General features: G+C 62.1%; 25 protein-coding genes. 15 read left to right on the top strand and 10 right to left on the bottom strand.

The window, feature by feature from the left end:
• The first annotated feature begins 33 nt into the window (after positions 1–33).
• The 3 genes from hisC to ACR3EL_RS12945 are packed head-to-tail and all read left to right on the top strand — an operon-like array spanning position 34 to position 2890.
• Positions 34–1119 carry a histidinol-phosphate transaminase gene (hisC, locus tag ACR3EL_RS12955; protein ID WP_170339933.1) on the top strand — a complete coding sequence of 362 codons (1086 nt, stop codon included), beginning with the start codon at positions 34–36 and terminating at the stop codon, positions 1117–1119.
• Positions 1116–2036: a prephenate/arogenate dehydrogenase family protein gene (locus ACR3EL_RS12950; RefSeq protein ID WP_093964624.1), complete on the top strand. Its 921-nt coding sequence runs from the start codon at positions 1116–1118 to the stop codon at positions 2034–2036. Before hisC ends, ACR3EL_RS12950 begins: the two co-directional genes overlap by 4 nt.
• The gene (locus ACR3EL_RS12945) at positions 2033–2890 is read left to right on the top strand and encodes an extensin-like domain-containing protein (RefSeq protein ID WP_170339935.1); all 858 of its coding nucleotides are present in this window, start codon (positions 2033–2035) and stop codon (positions 2888–2890) included. Before ACR3EL_RS12950 ends, ACR3EL_RS12945 begins: the two co-directional genes overlap by 4 nt.
• Here the strand turns inward: ACR3EL_RS12945 and ACR3EL_RS12940 are convergent.
• A complete protein-coding gene (locus ACR3EL_RS12940; protein ID WP_480721854.1) occupies positions 2887–3888 on the bottom strand; it encodes a DUF2125 domain-containing protein in 1002 nt (333 codons plus the stop codon). The genes ACR3EL_RS12945 and ACR3EL_RS12940 overlap by 4 nt on opposite strands.
• Before the next feature lie 67 nt (positions 3889–3955).
• Between ACR3EL_RS12940 and ACR3EL_RS12935 the strand changes: the two genes are divergently transcribed.
• From ACR3EL_RS12935 to ACR3EL_RS12925, 3 genes are all read left to right on the top strand, one after another.
• Entirely contained in the window at positions 3956–4486 is a 531-nt protein-coding gene (locus tag ACR3EL_RS12935; protein WP_170339938.1) for a gamma-glutamylcyclotransferase, read from the top strand.
• A 68-nt stretch (positions 4487–4554) separates the two neighbouring features.
• Positions 4555–5733, top strand: a complete 1179-nt coding sequence (locus tag ACR3EL_RS12930; protein WP_170339940.1) for a biopolymer transporter ExbB — start codon at positions 4555–4557, stop codon at positions 5731–5733.
• A 3-nt stretch (positions 5734–5736) separates the two neighbouring features.
• Positions 5737–7479, top strand: coding sequence for a peptidoglycan -binding protein (locus tag ACR3EL_RS12925; RefSeq protein ID WP_170339942.1), 1743 nt, complete (start codon positions 5737–5739; stop codon positions 7477–7479).
• A 7-nt stretch (positions 7480–7486) separates the two neighbouring features.
• Here ACR3EL_RS12925 and ACR3EL_RS12920 read toward each other — a convergent pair whose 3' ends face one another.
• From ACR3EL_RS12920 to gloB, 4 genes are all read right to left on the bottom strand, one after another.
• Positions 7487–7648: a YHYH protein gene (locus ACR3EL_RS12920; protein ID WP_170339944.1), complete on the bottom strand. Its 162-nt coding sequence runs from the start codon at positions 7646–7648 to the stop codon at positions 7487–7489.
• A complete protein-coding gene (locus ACR3EL_RS12915; RefSeq protein WP_170339946.1) occupies positions 7606–8376 on the bottom strand; it encodes a YHYH protein in 771 nt (256 codons plus the stop codon). The genes ACR3EL_RS12920 and ACR3EL_RS12915 overlap by 43 nt, the downstream gene beginning before the upstream one ends.
• A gap of 169 nt (positions 8377–8545) precedes the next feature.
• The gene (gene clpA, locus ACR3EL_RS12910) at positions 8546–10870 is read right to left on the bottom strand and encodes an ATP-dependent Clp protease ATP-binding subunit ClpA (protein ID WP_093964631.1); all 2325 of its coding nucleotides are present in this window, start codon (positions 10868–10870) and stop codon (positions 8546–8548) included.
• A 174-nt stretch (positions 10871–11044) separates the two neighbouring features.
• Positions 11045–11812, bottom strand: a complete 768-nt coding sequence (gene gloB, locus ACR3EL_RS12905; RefSeq protein ID WP_170339948.1) for a hydroxyacylglutathione hydrolase — start codon at positions 11810–11812, stop codon at positions 11045–11047.
• Positions 11813–11873: 61 nt separating this feature from the next.
• Between gloB and ACR3EL_RS12900 the strand changes: the two genes are divergently transcribed.
• From ACR3EL_RS12900 to ACR3EL_RS12870, 7 genes are all read left to right on the top strand, one after another.
• The gene (locus ACR3EL_RS12900) at positions 11874–12608 is read left to right on the top strand and encodes a class I SAM-dependent methyltransferase (RefSeq protein ID WP_170339950.1); all 735 of its coding nucleotides are present in this window, start codon (positions 11874–11876) and stop codon (positions 12606–12608) included.
• Between the two features lie 312 nt (positions 12609–12920).
• Positions 12921–13481, top strand: coding sequence for a F0F1 ATP synthase subunit delta (locus ACR3EL_RS12895; protein WP_480695643.1), 561 nt, complete (start codon positions 12921–12923; stop codon positions 13479–13481).
• Complete coding sequence (atpA, locus tag ACR3EL_RS12890) at positions 13482–15020, top strand: F0F1 ATP synthase subunit alpha (RefSeq protein WP_170339951.1); 1539 nt, start codon at positions 13482–13484, stop codon at positions 15018–15020.
• 12 nt (positions 15021–15032) lie between these two features.
• Positions 15033–15908 carry a F0F1 ATP synthase subunit gamma gene (locus ACR3EL_RS12885; RefSeq protein WP_170339953.1) on the top strand — a complete coding sequence of 292 codons (876 nt, stop codon included), beginning with the start codon at positions 15033–15035 and terminating at the stop codon, positions 15906–15908.
• 20 nt (positions 15909–15928) lie between these two features.
• Positions 15929–17353 carry a F0F1 ATP synthase subunit beta gene (gene atpD, locus ACR3EL_RS12880; protein WP_093964636.1) on the top strand — a complete coding sequence of 475 codons (1425 nt, stop codon included), beginning with the start codon at positions 15929–15931 and terminating at the stop codon, positions 17351–17353.
• Positions 17354–17365: 12 nt separating this feature from the next.
• Positions 17366–17776 carry a F0F1 ATP synthase subunit epsilon gene (locus ACR3EL_RS12875; RefSeq protein WP_093964637.1) on the top strand — a complete coding sequence of 137 codons (411 nt, stop codon included), beginning with the start codon at positions 17366–17368 and terminating at the stop codon, positions 17774–17776.
• Between the two features lie 115 nt (positions 17777–17891).
• Entirely contained in the window at positions 17892–18242 is a 351-nt protein-coding gene (locus ACR3EL_RS12870; RefSeq protein ID WP_093964638.1) for an H-type lectin domain-containing protein, read from the top strand.
• A gap of 32 nt (positions 18243–18274) precedes the next feature.
• On the opposite strand, the gene rpiB is transcribed toward ACR3EL_RS12870, so the two are convergent.
• Entirely contained in the window at positions 18275–18715 is a 441-nt protein-coding gene (gene rpiB / locus ACR3EL_RS12865) for a ribose 5-phosphate isomerase B (protein WP_170339955.1), read from the bottom strand.
• Between the two features lie 21 nt (positions 18716–18736).
• A complete protein-coding gene (locus tag ACR3EL_RS12860) occupies positions 18737–19756 on the bottom strand; it encodes a ribose-phosphate pyrophosphokinase (RefSeq protein WP_093964640.1) in 1020 nt (339 codons plus the stop codon).
• Positions 19757–19863: 107 nt separating this feature from the next.
• On the opposite strand from ACR3EL_RS12860, the gene ACR3EL_RS12855 reads away from it, so the two are divergent.
• Together ACR3EL_RS12855 and ACR3EL_RS12850 are read left to right on the top strand one after the other, a co-directional pair.
• Positions 19864–20466 carry a DsbA family protein gene (locus tag ACR3EL_RS12855; RefSeq protein ID WP_480721847.1) on the top strand — a complete coding sequence of 201 codons (603 nt, stop codon included), beginning with the start codon at positions 19864–19866 and terminating at the stop codon, positions 20464–20466.
• A complete protein-coding gene (locus ACR3EL_RS12850; RefSeq protein ID WP_170339959.1) occupies positions 20463–21275 on the top strand; it encodes an alpha/beta fold hydrolase in 813 nt (270 codons plus the stop codon). The genes ACR3EL_RS12855 and ACR3EL_RS12850 overlap by 4 nt, the downstream gene beginning before the upstream one ends.
• Here ACR3EL_RS12850 and ACR3EL_RS12845 read toward each other — a convergent pair.
• Genes ACR3EL_RS12845 through ACR3EL_RS12835 form a run of 3 tightly spaced genes read right to left on the bottom strand, consistent with a single transcriptional unit; the run spans position 21272 to position 23708 of the window.
• Entirely contained in the window at positions 21272–22306 is a 1035-nt protein-coding gene (locus tag ACR3EL_RS12845) for a threonine aldolase family protein (protein WP_480721845.1), read from the bottom strand. The genes ACR3EL_RS12850 and ACR3EL_RS12845 overlap by 4 nt on opposite strands.
• Positions 22306–22779, bottom strand: coding sequence for a YcgN family cysteine cluster protein (locus ACR3EL_RS12840; protein ID WP_480721843.1), 474 nt, complete (start codon positions 22777–22779; stop codon positions 22306–22308). Before ACR3EL_RS12840 ends, ACR3EL_RS12845 begins: the two co-directional genes overlap by 1 nt.
• A complete protein-coding gene (locus ACR3EL_RS12835; protein ID WP_170339964.1) occupies positions 22776–23708 on the bottom strand; it encodes a bifunctional riboflavin kinase/FAD synthetase in 933 nt (310 codons plus the stop codon). Before ACR3EL_RS12835 ends, ACR3EL_RS12840 begins: the two co-directional genes overlap by 4 nt.
• Positions 23709–23725 lie beyond the last annotated feature (17 nt).

Raw genomic sequence — 23725 nt, 5'->3', positions numbered from 1 at the left:
CCTGTATGAGGGGCGCAACCAACGGAGCCCCTCATGAACAAGATCACCCCGCAACCCGGCATCATGGATATCGCGCTGTATCAGGGCGGTCAGTCGCATGTCGAGGGCGTGGAAAACGTCATCAAGCTGAGTTCCAACGAAAACCCCTTTGGCCCCAGCCCCAAGGCGATCGAAGCCGTGCGCGAAAGTGCCACGATGCTGCATCGCTATCCGGTGACCGATCACTACAACCTGCGCGCCGCGATCGGCGAGCGGCACGGGCTGGACCGCGACCGGATCATTTGTGGCGTGGGCAGTGACGAAGTGCTGCAATTCGTGGCCCAGGCCTATGCCGGGCCGGGGGACGAGGTGATCCATACCGAGCACGGCTTCTCGATGTATCCGATCATCGCCCGCATGGCCGGCGCGACCCCGGTCGAGGTGCCCGAGCGCGACCGCAAGGTCGATGTCGATGCGATCCTGGCCGCGGTGACTGACCGTACCCGCATCGTGTTCGTGACCAACCCGGGCAATCCGACCTCGACCATGATCTCGGACGCCGAGCTGACGCGCCTGGCCGAGGGCCTGCCGCAGACCTGCCTGATGGTTCTGGATGGCGCCTATGCGGAATTCGTGCCGGGCTTTGACGGCGGTGCCGGTCTGGTGGACCGGTTCGACAACGTGATCATGACCCGGACCTTCTCGAAGATCTACGGGCTTGGCGGCATGCGGGTCGGCTGGGGCTATGCGCATCGCGAAATCATCGACGTGCTGAACCGCGTGCGCCAGCCCTTCAACCTGTCGCTGACGGCCATCGCAGCAGCGGAGGCCGCCGTGGCCGATGTGGAATATGTCGAGTTCTGCCGGGCCGAAAATGCCCGCCTGCGTGAATGGCTGTCGGCCGAGCTGGCCAAGATTGGCGTTCCGTCCGATCCATCCTGCACCAATTTCATCCTCGCGCGGTTCGCGGATCAGGCCGAGGCCGAGGCCTGCGACGCCTATCTGCAATCGAAAGGTTTGATCGTGCGCCGGGTTGCGGGCTACAAGCTGCCCAACGCGCTGCGGATCACCGTGGGCGACGAAAAGGCCTGTCGCCGCGTGGTTGCGGCCATCACCGCGTTCAAAGGGGGCGCCGCATGAGCCAGATCTATGACCGCGTGGCGCTGATCGGGTTGGGTCTGATCGCCTCGTCGATGTACTGGGCGATCAAGCGCGCCGGGTTGGCGGGCGAGGTGACTGGCTATGCCAGGTCCGAGGCCACCCGCGACACTGCGCGGCGCATCGGGCTGTGCGACCGGGTCTGCGACACCGCGCAAGAGGCGGTGGAGGGTGCCGATCTGGTCGTGCTCTGCGTGCCGGTGGGCGCAATGGGCTCCGTCGCCAAGGACATCGCGCCGGTGCTCAAGCCCGGCGCGACCGTTTCGGATGTAGGCTCGGTCAAACGTCACGTCATTGAAGAGGTTGGCCCGCATATTCCTGAAGGCGTGCATTTCGTGCCCGCCCACCCGCTGGCCGGGACCGAGCATTCCGGCCCCGAATCCGGCTTTGCTGAGCTGTTCGACAACCGCTGGTGCCTACTGGTTCCGGTCGAAGGGTCTGACCCCGAGGCCATCGCCCGCCTGCGCGCCCTGTGGGAGGGGATGGGGTCCAATGTCGACGAGATGGATGCTGATCACCACGATCTGGTTTTGGCCGTCACCAGCCACGCGCCGCACCTGATCGCCTATACAATGGTGGGCGTCGCCGACGACCTGCGGCGCGTCACCGACTCCGAGGTCATCAAGTACTCGGCCGCCGGTTTCCGTGATTTCACCCGGATCGCGGCCTCGGACCCGACCATGTGGCGCGACGTGTTCCTGACCAACAAGGACGCGACGCTGGAAATCCTCGGTCGTTTCACCGAAGAGCTGTTTGCCCTGCAGCGTGCGATCCGTACGGGCGACGGTCAGCACCTGTTCGACTACTTTACCCACACCAGGGCGATCCGGCGCGGCATCATCGACGCGGGTCAGGACACCGACGCTCCTGATTTCGGGCGTGTGAAGGCCAAGTCATGAAACTGATCAAAGGCAAAGCCTTGTCGATGATTGCGGTGGTTTGGGCCGGCGCGGCCACTGCATCGGCCCCCGACACATCACTGGTTCCGGTTGCGCGGCCATCCCCGGCGGCAGAGCTGGTGCAGGCCGCCTATGTACCGCCGAGTTCGGCAACCTCGATTGCTGTGCCAGAGAAGATGCGACCCGCTGTGCGGCCCGTATCCCCTCAGGTCTTAGCCGTGGCGGCGCGCCCGGCCGACCTTCCGCTGCTTGGACCGGATACGTCGCTCAAACCCTATCTGCGGCCCGAGGCGTTGGAACAGCAAGTCCTGTTCAAAAAGCGAAAACTGCGCAAAGGATCGGTGTGCGGTGATATCGCCATTCAGGGCAAGGCCGTGGGCTCGGTTCCGGGCAAGATCAAAGCCTGCGGGATCAAGGATGCCGTCCAGATCACATCGGTGTCGGGCGTGGTTCTCAGCCGCCCATCCACGATGGATTGCGGTACGGCGATCGCCTTGAATAAATGGGTCGACAAGACCGTCAAGCCGACGTTCAAACGGCGCGGCCCAGTAGTCGAACTGCAGGTTGCCGCACATTACGCTTGCCGTACCCGGAACAACCGGAAAGGTGCAAGGATCTCGGAGCATGGCAAGGGTCGGGCCATTGATATCTCGGGTTTCAAAATGGCCGATGGCGAGGTGGTGACTGTTCTGGACGGTTGGCGTAAAAACCCCTCGAAGAAGCAGCTGACCAAGATCTGGCGCGGGGCGTGCGGGCCCTTCGGCACGGTGCTGGGCCCGAATTCAGACCGCTATCACCAGAACCATTTCCACCTTGATACCGCCCGTTACCGCAGCGGACCCTACTGCCGCTAACGCAGGATCAGACGCGGGGCCGGCCCCAACGGCAACGGTCCCAAAGCCACGAATCCGTCGCGGAAATTCAGCTGCAGGTCCAGCGCGTTGGGGTTGCCTCCGAGGCCGGCCAGCAGGTTCAACGCCCGCGTGACCGGATCAACGGCCTGATCGGGCAAGGCACCTGCAGCGTTGGCCATGGCAATCATGTCACGCCAGTTCTCGGCTTTGACCGCAATCTCTCCAACCGGAATGCCCTGTTCATCAACCTCCAGTTCGCCGGTTGCAAACAGACGCAATTCGCCCCATTGCACCTCGGCAAGATGCAAGTCGATCAAACGAGGTTGAGGGCGACGTTCTTCCAGCGCGGAGCGGTCCCAGGTTTTGTCGAAGGTAACATTCATGTCCAGTTCAAGCGTCTCGAAGGCTTGGGGCAGCGAAGCAGCCGTTCGCATCAGCGCGCGCAGGTCTTCACCGGGCGTGAAGGCATCCGAACTGACCCCGATTGCATAGCTCTCGGGCTGGGTGCCTTGTTCCATGATCAAGGCAAGTGACTGACCGGCGGCCATGTCGGTTCCGTCCTGGGTCACCGACCAGTTGCCCGATGTCAGGGCCATCTTCTCCAACTCCAGCGCGACGCCCGGACGCAAATTCAGTTCCGCCTGAAGGCTGTCGGCCAGGATGATTGCGGTCTGGTCGAAATAGGACAGCCGCTGCGGCGTATCCGCAAAGCGCAAGATCTGTCGTCCGGGCCAGATGGCGGGGCTTTCGAATTCGATCCAATCCGCGCTCCAGGCTGTGCCATTCACCGGATCGGCCAGCGCGACACTGTTCAAGCGGGTCACGTGGTGCAGCGGAAACCCGGCGATTTCCACGTCGGAATAGTCGGCCTGCCATCCAAGATCCTGCTGATGCGCGAACCAACCGGTGATGGCGCTGCGCAGCCCATACCCGGCTATGGCCCAATACCCGCCCCAGAGGATGGCCAGAAATATGAACACTCGTACCAGTCGGCGCATCGCAAATGGCCCTTTTTCCTGCCTTGGAATTGATGTTTATAGGCCTAAACGGGCAAGGACCAGAACTATGACGATGTGGGTATTCGGATACGGGTCGCTGTTGTGGAATCCGGGCTTTCCGGTGGCCCGGCGCGAGCAGGCGACACTTCACGGCTATGCGCGGTCATTTTGCATGCGGTCGATCCATCACCGCGGAACCGAGGAAAACCCCGGACTTGTCCTGGCCTTGGACGAACACCCGGATGCCCATTGCAAGGGCTTGGCGCTGGCGGTCGAACCAGGCCATGAGGAACGCACCCTTGAGGAACTGCGCGAGCGCGAATTGATCTCGTCAGCCTATGTGGAGAAGATGCTGGACGTGCATCTGGACAGCGGCCAGCCGGTGACGGCAGTGACCTATGTGATCGATCCCGACCACGTGCAGTATTGCGGGGGCCTGCCGCTGGAGGAGCAGGCGCAAATCATCGCGCGGGCCGTGGGCGGCCGCGGCCCCAACCCCGAGTATCTTTACAATACCGCTGAACACCTGTCCGAGATCGGGTTGCACGACCCGGATCTTGAGTGGTTGGCACAACGGGTGCGCAGCCTGACCGCATAAACCCTTGGCCTTGCCACCAGATTTTCGATAGATTCGCCTCAGAGCAGGCAAAACCGGGAAAGACGCGCATGGCGCATGTACAGCAGGGCGCGAGACCGCATTTCTCGCAACCGATCCGTCAAATCGTGATGATGCTGATCGCCATCGGGCTGTCGGGCCTGGGCGTGTTCATGGCACTGCCTTACGTGCTGCCGGTTTTTTATGCCAACCCCTATCTGAACGGATTCATCCTGCTGGTCTTTTTCATCGGCGTGGTGGCTTGTTTCTATCAGGTGACCCAGTTGATCGGTTCGGTTCGCTGGATCGAAGCGTTCGTGGGCGGCGTCGTGCGCGAAGATGCTCGTACACCGCAGCTGTTGGCACCATTGGCGTCGCTGCTTCGCGCACGCGGGGCGAAATCGCAGATCAGCTCGACATCGACCCGGTCGATCCTGGATTCGGTCGCGGAACGGGTCGAGGAAGAGCGGGAATTCACCCGTTACATCACCAACGTACTGATCTATCTGGGTCTTCTGGGCACATTCTTCGGCTTGGCAACAACGGTTCCTGCAATTGTCGACACCATTCGCAGCCTGAACCCCCAAGAGGGCGAAGAAGGCCTGGCCGTGTTCAATCGCCTGATGAGTGGTCTCGAATCCCAGCTGCAAGGCATGGGCGTGGCGTTCGGGTCCTCTCTGTTGGGGCTTGCCGGATCGCTGATCGTGGGTTTGCTCGAACTGTTCGCCGGCCACGGGCAGAACCGTTTCTACCGTGAGCTTGAGGAATGGCTGTCGTCGATCACGCGCGTCGGATTTGCCGCCGGAGACGAAGGTGGTGCGGAACTGGCGGTGCTGACCCCGGTCCTTGATGCCATGTCCGAGCAGATGGACGCGCTGCAGGATCTGTTCGCGGCCCAAGAGTCGGATCGCGCCGAGGTATCGGCCAAGCTGGGTGCATTGGTCGATGTCATCGCGGACATGAACCAGCGACAGGCGGAAACCGAAGGGGTCACCGCCGCGCTTGAGCGGATCGCGTTGGGGCAGGACGCGCTGCTGGATCACATGCGTGAACATGGTGCGGGCGAGGGGATCGACGCCGAAAGCCGGATGCGGCTGCGGTCGATGGACGTGCAGCTTCTGCGCATTCTCGAAGAAATCTCAGCCGGTCGCCAGGACAGCATGAACGAACTGCGCAAGGATTTCGAACTGCTGGTCAAGGCGCTGACGCTTCCGCGCGGGGCGGCGCGCCATACACCGGGCGGAGAATAACACATGGCCCTGTCTCGTCGAACCGGTCAGCGTTTCCAGGGCTCGGTCTGGCCCGGCTTCGTTGATGCGATCACGGGGCTGCTTATGGTCATGACCTTTGTGCTGACCATTTTCATGGTCGTGCAGTTCGTGCTGCGCGAAACCATCTCCGGACAGGAAGACGAATTAACGGCCCTGTCGGACGAAGTGGCCGCCCTTGCGGATGCTTTGGGCTTGGAAGAGCGCGAGAACAGCCGCCTGCAGGCCCGGTTGGGGGCACTGAACACCACGCTGTCGCAGGCCGAAGAAGATCTGAGCCAGGCGCAGGCCTTGATCTCTTCTCTGACCTCGGAGCGTGACCAGCGCGCGGCCGAGTTGGAAGAGGCGCAGATTCGTATCACAGGGTTCGAAGCGCAAGTCGCCGCGCTTTTGGCTGATCAGGCGCGTGCGCAGGGCGATATTGCCGAATTGGAGTCCCAACGCGAGCAACTGCTGTCCGAGCAGGAGGCATTGAACCTAGCCTTGGCCCAAACCCGTGCGGAGGTGGATGCCCAGGCCGAGGCTGCACGGCTGGCGGCTGCACGCCGCGAAGCGTTGGAGGCCTTGGTAGCTGACCTTGAGCAAGCGGACAGCGCCCGCGCGGCCCAGATCGCGGAATTGCAAAGCCAACTGTCCGAGGAGGAAGCCGCACGCGTCGCCGAGGCTGCTGCCGCTGAGGCGCTGCGCAACAGACTGCAGAATGCGGATGCCGAATTGACGGCCATGACCCTGGCACTGGAAGAGCAGCGCAAGAAGGCCGAGGAAACACTTACACTGTTGGCCGCCGCTCAGACGGCCAAAGCCGAGCTTGAGCGGCAATTCGGTGAGTTGAATGACGAGGAGCTCAAGGCTCAGCTTGAAGCAGCCCTTGCGGCGCGAACCGAAGCCGAGGCTGAGGCCGAAAGCCAGCGGACGCTGGCCGAGCAGCGCGACGCCTTGCTTGCCGTTGCCCGGGAAACGATCGCCACCGAAAAGGCTCTGTCCGCAAAGGCGCAACGCCAGACGGCCCTGTTGAACCAGCAGATCGCCGCATTGCGCGGCCAATTGGGGTCGTTGCAGGCGCTGCTGGATGACTACAAAGACAGGAATGCCGAAGCCGAAGTGCAAATTCAGACCCTTGGGCAGGACCTGAACGCGGCCCTTGCCCGGGCCGCTTCCGAGGAACGGCGCCGCCGCTTGTTGGAAGAGGCTGAACGCGTCCGTCTGGAGGCCGAGGCCGAGAAACTGGCCGGTCAGAATCAGGAGCTTACGGCCCAGGCCGAAGACCTGCAGAGGTACCGCTCCGAGTTCTTTGGTCGCCTGCGCGACGTACTGGGCAACCAGGAAGGCGTTCGGATCGAGGGCGACCGCTTCGTATTCTCGTCCGAGGTGCTGTTCCCACCCGGTTCGGCGGTTCTGTCCGAGGATGGCCGGCGCGAGGTCGCGAAAGTGGCGGGCATTCTGCGTGGGATTGCGGCGGACATTCCGCCCGAATTGAACTGGGTCATCCGGGTCGACGGTCACACGGACAATATCCCGCTGAACGGAACAGGACGCTATCGCGACAATTGGGAGCTCAGCCAAGGGCGGGCGCTGTCGGTCGTGCGCTACATGGTCGAACAGCTGGGCATTCCGCCGGAACGCCTGTCAGCGAACGGATTTGGCGAGTTTCAACCTGTAGATACGGCGGACACTCCGGAAGCGCGGGCAAAGAATCGTCGCATCGAATTGAAGCTTACCGAACGCTAAGCCAGTGTCAGCGCGGCCCGAAGCGGAAGCTGGGATCGGGTGTGCCCGCAAAACAGCGTGGAACAACCGGGTAGTCGTCGGTCAGAAAATACGCGTAGGTGCCCGAAGGAAACGCGGCCGAGACGGTCATGGCGCCATTGCATTCGTCGAGCGTTCCAAGTCCCGCCACGAACTCGTAGTCTTCGTTGAACGTTCCATGTGCCGTCCGTCAGGGGCGGCTCCGCCCGGGCGCTGACCGGCCTTCAGCCGGTAGGATGAGGTCATTTGCGTGACCTTGCCGCCCACCAAACCGGTTCGGGCGTAAATCGGAAACCCGTCCGCCGCATACCCGATCAATGGAGAGTGTTCTTTCGGTGACCAGCCCTGCAGTTCGATCAGGCCGGTCGGAACCCCGTGGTAGTGATATTTTCCGTTTGGTTGGACATGTGCGAAATTGGCATCGAGTCCAAGGGCGATCGCACCGCCCAAGGCATTGTAGGACCAGCCCGACCGGGGATCGCCGTGCCAGAATTCAGCGGCCAGTGGGTCAAAGACGACCCCAGTCAGAGTTACACCAAAGTTCCACCCCATGCGCAGAGGCGTCGGGGTTGCACTCGCCCTCGGAACGGCCGGCACGCTCAACTTGACCGGCTGCTCGGCGATATGATGCGGGTTGCCTTTGTTCGGAAAGCGACGGACCAGATGATTGGGGATGCCATTGCCGGTAATCGACAAGGCGCGGCCTTGTTCGGTGATCTCTGATCTGTTGACGCCTGGGTTGACGGTCGCCGGTTCCAGGTTCAACGGTTGGGCGCGGGTTTCGTCATGAAAGCGAAACCGATGCTGGGCAGAGGCGATTACGCCGACGACCGAGGCCGCGAAGGCGATGCTCCAAATGACGGCGATTTTTCTGGACACTGTGCTGCTCCACTCCAAAGGCTTTGGTTTGAAACGTGGCGCGCAGCGGTTTCCGTCGCTGGGAACTGTCTTTTTGGAGGATACTGGCAGGAGAGGGGGGCGGCCACTCACGAAATCGCCCGGCAGAACTGGCTGCCGGGCGACGAGACTTGTTTGATTGGACCTAGGTCTAATCCGCGGTCAGCAGCGGCGGCTTGTCGCCCGAGATCCGCGGATTGTCGGGGCCGACAATCTCGAGATCCAGATCGCCTTTCTTGACCGAGACCCGCACAACACCGCCCTTGGCCAGCTTTCCGAACAGCAGTTCTTCGGCCAACGGTTTCTTGATGTGCTCCTGGATGACCCGGCCCAGCGGCCGTGCGCCCATCTTGTCGTCATACCCCTTGTCGGCCAGCCACTCGGCGGCTTTCGGAGTCAGGTCGATGGTCACGCCACGATCCAGCAGTTGCGCCTCAAGCTGCAGGACGAATTTTTCGACCACTTGCAGGATGACCTCTTTGGGCAGCGGCGCGAACGAGATTACTGCGTCCAAACGGTTGCGGAATTCAGGCGTGAACATCCGTTCGATCGCGGCGGTATCTTCACCCTCACGCCGGTCGCGGGCAAAGCCGATTGCGGCCTTGGCCTGTTCTTGCGCGCCTGCGTTCGAGGTCATGATCAACACCACATTGCGGAAGTTCACCGTCCGGCCGTTGTGATCGGTCAGCTCGCCGTGGTCCATCACCTGCAGCAGGATGTTGAACACGTCCGGGTGGGCCTTCTCGATCTCGTCCAGCAGCAGCACGCAATGCGGGTGCTGGTCGACGCCGTCGGTCAGCAGTCCGCCCTGATCAAACCCGACATAGCCCGGAGGCGCACCGATCAGACGGCTGACCGCGTGTTTTTCCATGTATTCCGACATGTCGAAGCGCAGCAGTTCCACGCCGAGCGTATCGGCCAGTTGCTTGGCGACCTCGGTTTTGCCGACACCGGTCGGGCCGGCGAACAGGTAGTTGCCGATCGGTTTTTCCGGCTCGCGCAGACCGGCCCTTGCCAGCTTGATTGCGCTGGACAGAGCCTCGATTGCCTGGTCCTGCCCGAACACCACCCGTTTCAACGAGTTCTCAAGGTCCTTCAGAACCTCGGCATCGTCCTTGGTGACGTTCTTCGGCGGAATGCGCGCGATCTTGGCCACCACGGCCTCGATCTCCTTAACGCCGATGGTCTTGCGCCGCTTGCTTTCCGCGACCAGATGCTGTGCGGCACCGGCCTCGTCGATCACGTCGATCGCTTTGTCGGGCAGCTTGCGGTCGTTGATGTAACGCGCAGACAGCTCGACCGCGGTCTTGATTGCGTCGGCGGTGTATTTGATGTCGTGATGCTCTTCGAAATAGGGCTTGAGACCGCGCAGGATCTTCACGCTGTCCTCGACCGACGGCTCGTTCACGTCGATCTTCTGGAACCGACGCGACAGCGCGCGGTCCTTCTCGAAGTGCTGGCGGAACTCCTTGTAGGTGGTCGAGCCCATGGTGCGCAGCTTGCCGCCCTGCAACGCGGGTTTCAGCAGGTTCGAGGCATCCATGGCGCCGCCCGAAGTGGCACCCGCACCGATCACGGTGTGAATCTCGTCGATGAACAGCACGGCGTCGGGGTGATCCTCAAGCTCGGTCACCACGGCCTTGAGCCGCTCTTCGAAATCGCCGCGATAGCGCGTGCCGGCCAGCAATGCGCCCATGTCCAGCGAATAGATGGTCGTGTTCGACAGAACCTCGGGCGCGTCGCCCTGAACGATCTTGTAGGCCAGTCCTTCGGCAATCGCCGTCTTGCCCACGCCCGGATCACCCACCAGCAGCGGGTTGTTCTTGCGGCGGCGGCACAGAACCTGGATGCACCGCTCGACCTCGTCGGCGCGACCGATCAGAGGGTCTACATCGCCGGCGCGGGACTTGGCGTTCAGGTCCACGCAATACTTGCCCAACGCGCTTTCCTTCTGGTCGGCGTCACCGGAGGCGTTCTGCGCTTCCTCTTCACCCTGATCAGCGCCGGTCACCGGACGGTTTTCACCAAATGCCGGGTCTTTGGCGACGCCGTGGGCGATGAAATTCACCGCGTCATAACGCGTCATGTCCTGCTCTTGCAGGAAGTATGCCGCGTTGCTTTCCCGTTCGGCAAAGATGGCCACCAGAACATTCGCCCCGGTCACCTCGGTCCGGCCCGAGCTTTGCACATGGATCGCGGCGCGCTGGATAACACGCTGGAACGCGGCTGTCGGTACGGCTTCGGACCCGTCGATGTCTGTCACCAGATTGGACAGATCCTCGTCGATGAACTCGACCAGAGAGCTGCGCAATTCGTCCAGATCCACGCTGCACGCCTTCATGACGCGCACCGCATCGGGTTCTTCCAGCAGCGCCAGCAGCAGATGCTCCAGCGTTGCGAATTCGTGACGCCGTTCGTTTGCAGCCGCCAGGGCCGCGTGAATGGCTTGTTCCAGTGTGCTCGAGAATGAAGGCACGCGGGTGCTCCTCTGTATTGGGCCGGAAGGGGTTCGAGTATTGGCCGGATCCCCATCCCAACCATGACCTCATACTTTTAGAGTTTGGTTGATCATGGCGCGGCTTCAAGGGTTTTCTTTCACTTGACAGTCACATTTAATGTGACCGTGGCCGTGAAGAAGACCAATTAGGCATTAGAACCGGTCTTTTCTACCCCGGATCTCGGCAAAAACGGCGACCGGGTCAGCCCCCACCATTCCAAGCTGCGCCTGAATCTTGGGATCAGTGGCGCGCAGGAACGGATTGGTCGCCTTTTCCTCGCCCAGATTTGACGGCACGGTCGCGCGGCCCTCTGCCCGTGCCTGATCGATCTCATGCACTCGTTGCAGCAGCGCTGTGTTGTCAGGATCAATGGTCACCGCAAACCGGGCGTTTGACTGGGTATATTCGTGACCCGAGCAGACCGACGTCTCGTCGGGCAAAGCAGCGAGTTTCGAAAGCGAGGTCCACATTTGTGCCGCGTCTCCTTCGAACAAGCGGCCGCACCCCAGCGCCATCAGGCTGTCGGCCGTGAACACCACCGCGCTTTGGGGCAAATAATAGGCCACATGTCCCACCGTATGCCCCGAGACATCCAGGACCTCGACAGGTTCGCCCCCAATCTCGAACTGGTCTCCGTCAGCCACCTGTTTGTCGAGGGGAGGAAGTCGGTGAGCGTCGGCCACCGCACCAATCACCTGTGCTGGGTGCTGCTCGAGGATGCCCGGCAAGCCATCGACGTGATCCCAGTGGTGATGGGTCAGAAGGACATGGCTCAGGCGCCAGCCGCGTGCGGTCAATTCGGCCAGAATGGGCCCGGCCTCCGGGGCGTCGACCAGGGCCGTCTGTCCGCTTGTCGGGTCATGTGCCAGAAAAGCATAATTGTCGGAAAGGCAGGGGATGGTGACGATCTCAAGAGGCATGGCCTTTTGCCCTTTCGTTGTTAGACTGCGCTCAGCTAAGCCGATCGACCGGGTATCTGCAATGCATCTTGATGTGCAGGATCTTAGGAACTTCTATTACCGCAGCACGCTGGGGCGTGCGGCGCAGGCTGCCATTCGTGGCCGGCTGATCGAACTGTGGCCCGAGGCCAAGGGCCAGACGGTGGCCGGATTCGGCTTTGCGGTGCCTTTGTTGCGCCCTTATCTTGCTGACGCGCGGCGTGTCATCGGCCTGATGCCCGGACCGCAAGGGGTGATGCCTTGGCCCGCCGGTATGCAGAATGTATCGGTGCTGACCGAGGAAACCCGGTGGCCGATCGAAACCGGTCATGTGGACAAGCTGGTGGTCATGCACGGGCTCGAGACCTCGGAACGGCCCAGTCAACTGCTTGAAGAATGCTGGCGTGTTCTGGGGCCGGGCGGTCGGGCGGTGTTTGTCGTTCCCAATCGGGCCGGGCTTTGGTCCCGAACGGACCGAACACCCTTTGGCTACGGACATCCGTATTCGGCAACGCAATTGGAGAACCAGCTGCGCGCACATCATTTCGTGCCCGAGATGCACTGTTCCGCGCTTTATCTGCCGCCCTCGTTCCGGCGGTTCTGGCTGCGCTCGGGTGGGTTGATCGAAAAGACAGGGCAACGGATCCCGACCATCATGGCCGGTGGTGTTCTGATGGTCGAAGCCAGCAAGCTTGTGCGGCCACCAAGCGGCAGCGTGACCAAGGATGCCGAAAAACGCCCCATCAAAGCGCTGGACGGATTGTTGAAGCCGGCGTGAACCTGCGCGCATCCACGAGCGCGGGATCCCCGGAAACATGAGGGAAAAAGGCCACAGGAATCGCAAAAACAGGCAACTTGGTAACATTTTTCACGCCGGCGAATGGGTTCAAACCGTCGCAGTTTACGTAACCAATTGAAAAGAAAGATTTTGTGGATAAAGCTGACCCCGGCATAACATATTGCTAGGTGGCTTAGGCTCTGCTACATCCCCGGTGATTTTGATCCCCGCCCTTTCAGGACGGGGTTTCCTCACGCCCCCGGTTCAGCTGCCGCACGCGAAATCGGGGCCCAAAATATCGGAAGGGTGGACGTGTCCGAACCAGCTTCGATTTCGACCGGCATAGCCAAGCGCTATGCAACGGCGATCTTCGAGATCGCAAAAGAGAACAAGGACCTTGCAGGTCTGGAAACCGGCATCAATGACCTTTCGGCTGCATTGGGTGAAAGCGCGGACCTGCGCGAGGTGATCTCTTCGCCGCTGATCTCTCGGGCCGACCAGCAGGCGGCCATCACCGCCGTGGCCGACAAGATGGGCCTGCACCCGATCATGCGCAACACGCTGGCTCTGATGGCGCAGAAGCGCCGTCTGTTCGTGCTGCCGCAGCTGATCAAGGTTCTGCGCGAAATGCTGGCCGACGAGCGCGGCGAAGTGACTGCCGAAGTTGCCTCGGCCAAGGCGCTGACCAAAACCCAGCTGGAAAAACTGTCCAAGACACTGTCCGAGCGCGTAGGCAAGGACGTGACCATCAATGCGACCGTCGATGAAAGCCTCATCGGTGGTCTTGTCGTCAAAGTGGGCTCGCAGATGATCGACAGTTCGATCCGCTCCAAGCTCAACTCCCTACAGAATGCAATGAAAGAGGTCGGATAAATGGGTATCCAAGCCGCAGAGATTTCTGCAATCCTGAAAGACCAGATCAAGAATTTTGGTCAAGAAGCAGAGGTGGCCGAAATCGGCCGCGTGCTGAGCGTCGGTGACGGTATTGCCCGTGTTTACGGCCTGGACAATGTGCAGGCGGGTGAAATGGTCGAGTTCCCCGGCGGCATCATGGGCATGGCGCTGAACCTCGAAGCCGACAACGTCGGTGTCGTGATCTTCGGCTCGGACCGTGACATCAAGGAAGGTGACACCGTCAAGCGCACCAACTCGATCGTGGACGTTCCGGTTGGTGACGAACTGCTGGGCCGTGTTGTTGACGGTCTGGGCAACCCGCTGGACGGCAAAGGCCCGATCAATGCCAAGCAGCGCGGCGTCGCAGACGTCAAGGCGCCGGGCATCATCCCGCGTAAGTCGGTGCACGAGCCGATGGCGACCGGCCTGAAGTCGGTTGACGCGATGATCCCGATCGGCCGTGGCCAGCGTGAGCTGATTATCGGCGACCGTCAGACCGGCAAGACCGCCGTGGCTCTGGACACCATCCTGAACCAGAAGGTCTACAACGAAGCCGCTGGCGACGATGAATCGAAGAAGCTGTACTGCGTCTACGTGGCCATCGGCCAGAAGCGTTCGACCGTGGCTCAGCTGGTGAAGAAACTGGAAGAATCCGGCGCCATCGAATACTCGATCGTCGTAGCCGCAACCGCGTCCGACCCGGCGCCGATGCAGTTCCTGGCACCCTATGCCGCAACCGCGATGGCCGAATACTTCCGCGACAACGGCCGCCACGCTCTGATCATCTACGATGACCTGTCGAAACAGGCCGTCGCTTATCGTCAGATGTCGCTGCTGCTGCGCCGTCCGCCGGGCCGCGAAGCCTATCCGGGTGACGTTTTCTACCTGCACTCGCGCCTGCTGGAGCGTTCGGCCAAGCTGAACGAAGACTTCGGCGCCGGTTCGCTGACCGCTCTGCCGGTCATCGAAACCCAGGGCGGCGACGTGTCGGCCTTTATTCCGACCAACGTGATCTCGATCACCGACGGCCAGATCTTTCTGGAAACCGAGCTGTTCTATCAGGGCATCCGCCCCGCCGTGAACACCGGTCTGTCGGTTTCGCGTGTGGGCTCGTCGGCTCAAACCAACGCGATGAAATCGGTCGCTGGTCCGGTGAAACTGGAACTGGCCCAGTATCGTGAAATGGCTGCATTTGCGCAGTTCGGTTCGGACCTCGACGCCGCAACCCAGCAGCTGCTGAACCGTGGTGCGCGTCTGACCGAGTTGATGAAGCAGCCGCAGTACTCGCCGCTGACCAACGCGGAAATCGTATGCGTGATCTTCGCCGGCACCAACGGCTATCTCGACAAGATCGACGTTTCGGACGTTGGCCGCTACGAGGCCGGTCTGCTGGCGCATCTGCGCGGCAAGCATGCCGATCTGCTGCAGTGGATCACCGACGAAGATCCCAAGATCAAGGGCGAGGCTGCCGACAAGATCAAGGCTGCGCTGGACGAATACGCCGCAACCTTCGCTTAAGGAGACGCGGCGATGCCAAGTCTAAAGGACCTTAAAAACAGGATCGAGTCGGTCAAATCGACCCGCAAGATCACCAAGGCCATGCAGATGGTCGCGGCTGCAAAACTGCGCCGCGCCCAAGAATCTGCCGAAGCCTCGCGCCCCTATGCCGAGCGGTTCAATGCCGTGATGGCAGGGCTGGCAGCATCGGTCGGGGGCAGCGACAGCGCCCCCAAGCTGCTGCGCGGCACGGGCAGCGACGATGTCCACCTTCTGGTCGTCATGACGGCCGAACGTGGGCTCTGCGGCGGCTTCAACTCGAACATCTCCAAGCTGGCTCGCGCCAAGGCGGATGAGCTTCGCGGCAAGGGCAAGACGGTCAAGATCCTGACTGTCGGCAAGAAAGGCCGCGACGCGCTCAAGCGTGAATATGGCGATCTGTTCGTCGGTCACATCGACCTGAGCGAGGTCAAGCGCATCGGCTATGCCAACGCGCAGGACATCGCAAAGGACATCCTGTCGCGTTTCGACGCGGGCGAGTTCGACGTTGCAACGATCTTCTACGCGAAGTTCCAGAACGTCGTGACCCAGATCCCGACGGCCCAGCAGATCATCCCCGCCTCGTTCGAGGAGACCGAAGGGGACGACAGCGGCGCCGTGTTCGATTACGAGCCCAGCGAAGAGGCCATCCTGGCCGAATTGCTGCCCAAGGGGGTCGCCACGGCGATCTTCTCGGCTCTGCTTGAAAACGGGGCCTCGGAACAGGGTGCACGGATGTCCGCGATGGACAACGCGACGCGCAACGCGGGCGAGATGATCGACAAGCTGACGATCCAGTTCAACCGCTCACGTCAGGCCGTGATCACCAACGAGCTGATTGAAATTATTTCCGGCGCCGAAGCGCTGTAGAGACAAACCGGAGACGAAACATGGCGAATGCAAAAGGCAAAGTCACACAGATCATCGGGGCCGTCGTCGACGTGCACTTCGAAGATCAGTTGCCTGAAATTCTGAACGCACTTGAAACTGAAAACAACGGCAAGCGCCTGGTGCTGGAAGTTGCCCAGCACCTGGGTGAAAACACCGTCCGGACCATCGCGATGGACGCGACCGAAGGTCTGGTCCGTGGCGCGGATGTTGTCGACACCGGCGCACCGATCTCGGTTCCGGTTGGCAACGCCACCCTGGGTCGCATCCTGAACGTTGTCGGCGAGCCGATCGACGAAAAAGGCCCGGTCGAAGCGACTGAAACCCGTGCCATCCACCAGCCCGCGCCCGAGTTCGACGAACAGTCGACCGAGTCGGAAATCCTGGTCACCGGCATCAAGGTGGTTGACCTGCTGGCCCCCTACGCCAAAGGCGGCAAGATCGGCCTGTTCGGCGGCGCCGGCGTGGGCAAGACCGTTCTGATCATGGAACTGATCAACAACATCGCGAAAGTGCACTCGGGCTTCTCGGTGTTCGCCGGTGTTGGTGAACGGACCCGTGAAGGCAACGACCTGTACCACGAGATGATCGAATCGAACGTCATCAAGCCCGACAACCTGTCGGAAAGCCAAGTGGCCCTGGTCTACGGTCAGATGAACGAACCTCCGGGGGCGCGTGCCCGTGTTGCTCTGACCGGTCTGACCCTGGCCGAGCAGTTCCGCGACCAGTCCGGTACCGACGTTCTGTTCTTCGTCGACAACATCTTCCGCTTCACGCAGGCGGGCTCCGAAGTGTCGGCTCTGCTGGGTCGTATTCCTTCGGCCGTGGGCTACCAGCCGACGCTGGCCACCGACATGGGCGCTCTGCAGGAACGCATCACCTCGACCAAGAAGGGCTCGATCACCTCGGTGCAGGCGATCTACGTGCCTGCGGACGACCTGACCGACCCCGCGCCGGCAACCTCGTTCGCGCACCTCGACGCAACCACCGTTCTGAACCGTGCGATCTCGGAAAAGGGTATCTATCCGGCCGTGGACCCGCTCGACTCGACCTCGCGCCTGCTTGACCCGGCCATCGTCGGCGAGCGTCACTACAAGGTTGCGACCGACGTTCAGCAGATCCTCCAGCGCTACAAGTCGCTGCAGGACATCATCGCCATCCTCGGCATGGACGAACTGTCGGAAGAGGACAAGCTGACCGTGGCCCGTGCCCGTAAGATCGAGCGCTTCCTGTCGCAGCCGTTCGACGTGGCCGAGGTCTTCACCGGTTCGCCGGGTGTTCAGGTTCCGCTGGAAGTCACCATCGACTCGTTCGAGCGTGTCGTGGCCGGCGAATTCGACCACCTGCCCGAAGCGGCCTTCCTGATGGTCGGCGGCATCGACGAAGTGATCGCCAAAGCCGAGAAGATGGCCGCAGCAGCTGCCTAAGGAGTATCCCCGATGGCAAACACGATGCAATTCGACCTCGTCAGCCCGGAGCGGAGCCTTGCTTCGCTTCAGGCCAGCGCGGTCCAGATTCCCGGCGCGGACGGGGACATGACGGCGATGCCCGATCATGCCCCCACCATCACCACGCTGCGTCCGGGCATCCTGAAGGTCGAAGCGCCCGAAGGGTCCAGCGAATACCTGGTCACCGGCGGGTTTGCCCAGATCAACGGCGATGCCCTTTCGGTACTGGCCGAAAAGGCCATCCCGGTTGACGAAGTGACCCGCTCCCATCTGGACGAGCTGATTGCCGAGGCCCGCGCCTCGCACGAGGCGGCGAAGGAAAACGGCGAACAGACCATTGTCGACGAGGCAGCCAAGCTGCTGGCCGACATGGAAGCGCTGGGAACGCATATGAGCCTGTAACGGCCGATGCACTGTCAGAATTGGAAACGGCCCTGCTGCTGCGGGGCCGTTTTTTTGTCGTGATTTCGCCGAAAGGTCAGGATAAGTTGCGGAAATTCATAGGAATTGATGCGCAATGAAGAAATTTTTGACCCACCCCATCGGAATTGACCGAGGTGAAGAGGTTCTGTTCTCGGAATTCGCAGATGGCGGAGACATGTGGACGGGCGAGGGGCCGCGGGAACGACGCCGGCCCGTCACCTTCAGCCAACCCTTCCGCACCCCGCCCGTCGTGCAGATTGGAGTGTCCTTGTGGGATGTCGATACCTCATCGGCCTTGCGTGCCGAGCTGCTGTCCGAAAATGTTACAACCACGGGCTTTGACGCGGTGTTCCGGACATGGTCGGACACACGTATCGCCCGGATCCGCGTGGCATGGACCGCGATCGGGGAAGTGGCCCACGAGGACGACTGGGATATTTCCTGACCCGCCGTTCCCAGCGGGTCCTTTGTAATGATTTAGGGATCGATCATTGCCACGCGTTTCGCGTGCCGGCCGCCTTCGAATTCGGTGCTCAGAAAGGCATCGACAATTTCCAGCGCCAATCCAGTGCCAACAACACGCGCGCCGATCGACAGCATGTTGGCGTCATTGTGCTGGCGGATCATGCGGGCGGAGAACGTATCCGAACAGACGCCGCAGCGGATGCCCGGAACCTTGTTTGCAGCCATCATGATACCCTGCCCCGTGCCGCACAGGACAATGCCCAATTGGCACTCGCCCGAGACGACGGCCTCGGCGGCGGCTTTGCCGTGCTTGGGGTAATCGGTGCTTTCGGGGCTGTCAGGGCCGAGATCCAGAACGTCCCAGCCTTGTGCCGCTGCAAAAGCGGCAACTTCCTTGCGCAGGTCGATGGCAGCGTGATCGCTGGAAAGAACCAGACGTTTGTTGGCGGTCATGGGAATGGCTTTCCGGTTTCTTCAGTCTGTGTGGTACAGGGATTCGTAGATCGGGATCAGGGTCTTGTCTTCGAACAGCGACGACACTGACGTGCCCTGCCAGATGTTCAGAATGGCCTGTGTGAAGATCGGGGCCGTCGGCACCGTGCGGATATTCTTGGCCTTCTTGATGTCTTCGGTCGGCATGATCGTGTCGGTCAAAACAAGCGATTTCATCACCGAGTTCGAGACGCGTTCAACGGCCGGGCCGCTCATGACGCCATGGGTGATGTACGAGTGAACCTCGCGTGCGCCGTTGTCTATCAGCACCTGCGCCGCCTTGCACAGCGTACCGGCCGTGTCGCATATGTCGTCGACGATCAGGCAGATCTTGTCCTTCACGTCGCCGATCACGGTCATCTCGGCCACTTCCCCGGCTTTTTCACGCCGTTTGTCGACGATCGACAGAGGAGCGCTGATCCGCTTGGCCAGCTCGCGGGCACGAGCCACACCGCCGACGTCCGGCGAAACCACCATCAGATCGTCCATCTGGTCGCGGAACTGGTCCTTGACGTCCAGCGCAAAGATCGGAGAGGCATACAGGTTGTCGACCGGCATGTCGAAAAACCCTTGGATCTGTGCCGCATGCAGATCCATCGTCAGGATGCGTTCGATCCCGGCACCGGTCAGCATGTTGGCCACAAGCTTGGCGCTGATCGGGGTGCGCGCCTTGGTGCGGCGATCCTGGCGGGCATATCCGAAATAGGGGATAACCGCGGTGATCCGCGCCGCCGACGATCGGCGCAGCGCATCGGCGATGATCAGTAGCTCCATCAGGTTGTCATTGGCCGGGTTCGAGGTGGGCTGGATGATGAACATGTCCTCGCCCCGGACGTTCTCGAAAACCTCGACAAAGATCTCGCCATCGTTGAACCGTTCGACCCGCGCATCGACCAGACGCTGGTTGACGCCGCGGTGCAGGCTCATGCGGCGCGCGATGGTTTCGGCAAGCGGAAGGTTTGCGTTCCCAGCAATAAGCTTGGGTTCGTGATGTGTCGGCATCGGCTGAGGTCCCCGGGCAGCAGTGGCAATGTGACAGATTCGTGATGTTGACACCGCTTAGCATGGCCTTACGGTTCCGCAAAGGTAACTGGGTGGAGAAAGTGCACATGGCCGACATTGACTACTTTTTTGCGACACTGTCGCCCTATTCCTACCTCGCCGGGCTACGGCTGGAGGAGATCGCGGCCAAGCACGGCGCCACCATCGCCTACAAGCCGGTCGACATCATTGCGCTGTTCGGGCGCACCGGCGGCGTGCCCCCCAAGGACCGCCATCCGTCGCGCATCGAATACCGGGCGCAGGAACTGGTGCGTCAGGCCAAGAAGACGGGCCTGTCGTTCAACCTGCAACCTGCACATTGGCCGACCAACGCAGCGCCGTCCTCATACGCCATCATCGCAGCCATTCAGGATGGGTCGGGTGATGTGGGCAAACTGTGCCATTCCTTTCTGCGCGCCTGCTGGGCCGAGGACAAGGACATCGCGCAGGACGACGTGATCCGCGACTGTCTGGCCGGGGCGGGCTTTGATCCGGCGCTGGCCGACAGCGGACTGCTGGTCGGGGCCGAGACCTATGCCGCCAACCTCGAAGAGGCGGTGGACCGCGGCGTGTTCGGCGCGCCTTTCTACATCACGCAAGATGACCAAAGGTTCTGGGGGCAGGACCGGCTTGACGATCTGGACCAGCATCTGGCGACGCTCAAGGCATGACCGTGGCCAAGGCCGTGCTGCCGCCCGTCCACGTTCGCACTCTTGGGGCGGGTGCCCGAAAGGTGCTGGCGCTGCATTGCACTATTGCGCATTCTGGTGCGTGGTCCGGTCTGGCGGCCGCTTTGGACGACCAGGCGACACTGACTGCACCCGACATGCTGTCGCACGGGCGCAGCCCGGATTGGGACGGTCGGGGAGATTTCTTCGACCTCACCACAGCCCTGTCGCGGGCGCAGTTGAGCGAACCGATGGACGTGATCGGGCACAGTTTCGGTGCGATGGTCGCCCTGCGGCTGGCCATCGAATACCCGGACCTTGTGCGCAGCGCCGTTCTGATCGAGCCGGTGTTCTTTGCGGTCGCCCACCAAGACGCGCCAGCGCTTGCGGCGCAGCACGCGGCCGAATCCCAGCCCTACAAGGTCGCCCTTGCCGAAGGCGACGCGCCCCGGGCCGCGCGTCTGTTCAACCGCATGTGGGGCACGACCGACCGCAGCCCGCGCTGGCCGGATCTGCCCGAGCGAACCCGGAATGCGATGATCCGGGGTGTTGGCGTGGTCGGCGCGGTCGAGGGGCCGCTGTTCCGCGACACCACCGGCCTGCTGGCCCCGACGGCCATGACGCGGGCCGAAATGCCGATCCTGCTGCTGCATGGATCGGCCTCGCACCCGATCATGGCAGTGGTCAATGCCGGGCTGCGCGCCCGCTTGCCCGAAGCGCGGCAGAGCGTTGTCGAGGGGGCAGGGCATATGCTGCCCATCTCGCACCCCGGCGAGACGGCAGCGCAGATCGACGCATTCTGGCGCGCCTAGAGCAGCGCCAGGAACCGGTCGATTTCTTCGGTCGGAGTCGACCAGTCGCAGACGAACCGGCAGGCCAGCATCTCGTCCTCGTCCGGGCCGTCCAAGGGGTCGCCCCACAGGTGATAGACCGCACCGGCCGCGTGCAGCCGCTTGTGCAGGCTGCGGGGAAAGCTGGCAAAGATGATGTTGGCTTGGGGTTCATGCAGGAACTGCGCACCCGCAGCCCGCAGCCCATCGGCCAGACGCGCGCAATTGGCGTTGGCCTTACGGGCCGAGCGCAGCCACAGATCATCGCGCAGATAGGCCGCCATCTGGGCCGACAGATACCGGTGCTTGGAAAACAGATGCGCCCCGCGCTTGCGGCGCAACTCGAACTCCCAGGCCTTGCTTTCGTCGAAGAAGATCACCGCTTCGACCCCCATCAGCCCGTTCTTGGTGCCGCCAAAGCTTACCGCATCCACGCCCGCCTTCCACGTCATCTCGGCCGGGGAACAATTCAGCGCCACCAGCGCATTGGTGAACCGCGCGCCATCCATGTGGACGGGCAGGCCGAACTCCTTGGCGACCCCGCACAGGGCCCGCAGTTCGGTCAGCGAATAGACCGAGCCCCGCTCGGTCACCTGCGTGATCGACACTGGCCCGCGTTGGGGCCCATGCACGCCGCGTGTCTCTTCGGCGGCGATGGTGCGGCGCAGTGCATCCGGCTGCATCTTGTCGCCGCCCGGAACCAGCGTCAGCTTGGCGCCGGTGTAGAATTCGGGCGCGTTGCACTCGTCCTCATGAATATGCGCGACGGGCGAGCAGAATATGGTCTCCCACGGCTGCGACAGGGTCGCCAGAGCCAGCGAGTTGGCCGCCGTTCCGGTCGCCACCAGATAGACCGCCGCCCCGGGCGCCTCGAAGATGCCCCGGATCCGGTCGCGCACTTCGTTCATCAGGTCATCGGCGCCATAGGCCATCTGATAGCCCTGATTGGCCTCGGCCAGCGCGGTCAGAACCTCGGGGTGGACGGGCCCGGAATTGTCAGAGGCGAAATGCATCAGGTTGGCTCCTCGATAATGTAGTCTTCCCACTCTTCCTCGGGCGTCTCGAATTCGGACACGGTAAGCCCTTGAACCGAAACGCCGGCGGCGTGGACGCTGTCGGGCGACCCTGACAGCAACGGGTGCCAATCGTAAAGGGGCTTGCCCTCCCACAACAGGCGGTAGGCGCAGGTTTGCGGCAACCAGTAGGCGTGTTCGTGAATGTTGTCCGGGCGCATGACGATACATTCCGGCACGAATTGGTGGCGGATGTCATACTGGGTGCAGCGGCAAGTTGCGTCATCCAAAAGCCGGCAGGCGACACGGGTCAGGGCAACCTCGCCGCTGTCCTCGTCTTCCAGCTTGTTCAGGCAGCATTTGCCGCAGCCGTCGCACAGGGCTTCCCATTCGCGCGGGTTCATCTTTTGCAAGGGCTTGCGCTCCCAGAAACGCGGGGCCAGCCCGGCGCGGTCGATCGGATCCGTGCTCATGTCGCGGCCAGGATCTTGCGCGCGCGGTCGCAATCTTCGGTCATCTGGGCGATCAGAGCATCGAGGCCGTCAAAGGTCATCTCGGGGCGCAGAAATTCGACCAGGCCAACCGAGAGGGTCGCACCATAGAGATCGCCGGAGAAGTCGAACAGGAAGGTTTCGATATTAGGCACCTCGCCGTGGAACATCGGCCGCACCCCGACCGAGGCCGCACCGTGATAGCTGCCGGCATGCGGGCCATCCAGCACGTCGATCAGAACCGCGTAGACGCCGAATTTCGGGGGATGGATTCCTTCGATCGACATGTTTGCCGTGGGAAAGCCCAATTCGCGGCCGCGCTGTTCGCCGCCGATCACCTCGCCTTCGATCCGGTGCCAGTGGCCCAGCATGGCCGCCGCGTCCCGCGGGCGGCCGTCGCTCAGGGCTTGCCGGATCGCGGTGGACGAGACCACGTGATCGGATTGCTGCATCAATGGGGCGATGGTGACACCGAACCCCATCTGCTGGCCAAACTGCACCATGTCCTGCGCGGTGCCGCTGCGGCCTTTACCGAAACAGAAATCGGCCCCGATCACCACATGGGCCAGACCCAAGCCTTTGCAGATCACGGTGCGGGCGAATTCCTCGGGCGTCAGTCCGGCAAGCGCGGCGTTGAACGGCAGTTCGTACAGCTTCTGCACGCCCAGCTTCTCTAGCCGGTGCGCACGCGCATTGCCGCGCATCAGACGAAAGGGCGGGGCATCCGGGGCGAAATACTCGCGCGGGTGCGGCTCGAACGTCAGAACGCCCAGGGGTGCCTCGGGGCATGCCTGCCGGGCCAGATCGATCACCGACTGGTGGCCAATATGAACGCCGTCGAAATTCCCGATCGCAACGCTAGCGCCGCGGTCTTCTGGGTCTACAAACTGGAAATCCCGGATGATCTGCATGGGGCTTGCCTAGCGGG

This window comes from Ruegeria sp. BJ3, from assembly GCF_056535665.1.
The sequence above is the reverse complement of the archived record's forward strand: the minus strand, read 5'-3'. Positions and strand labels throughout refer to the sequence as shown.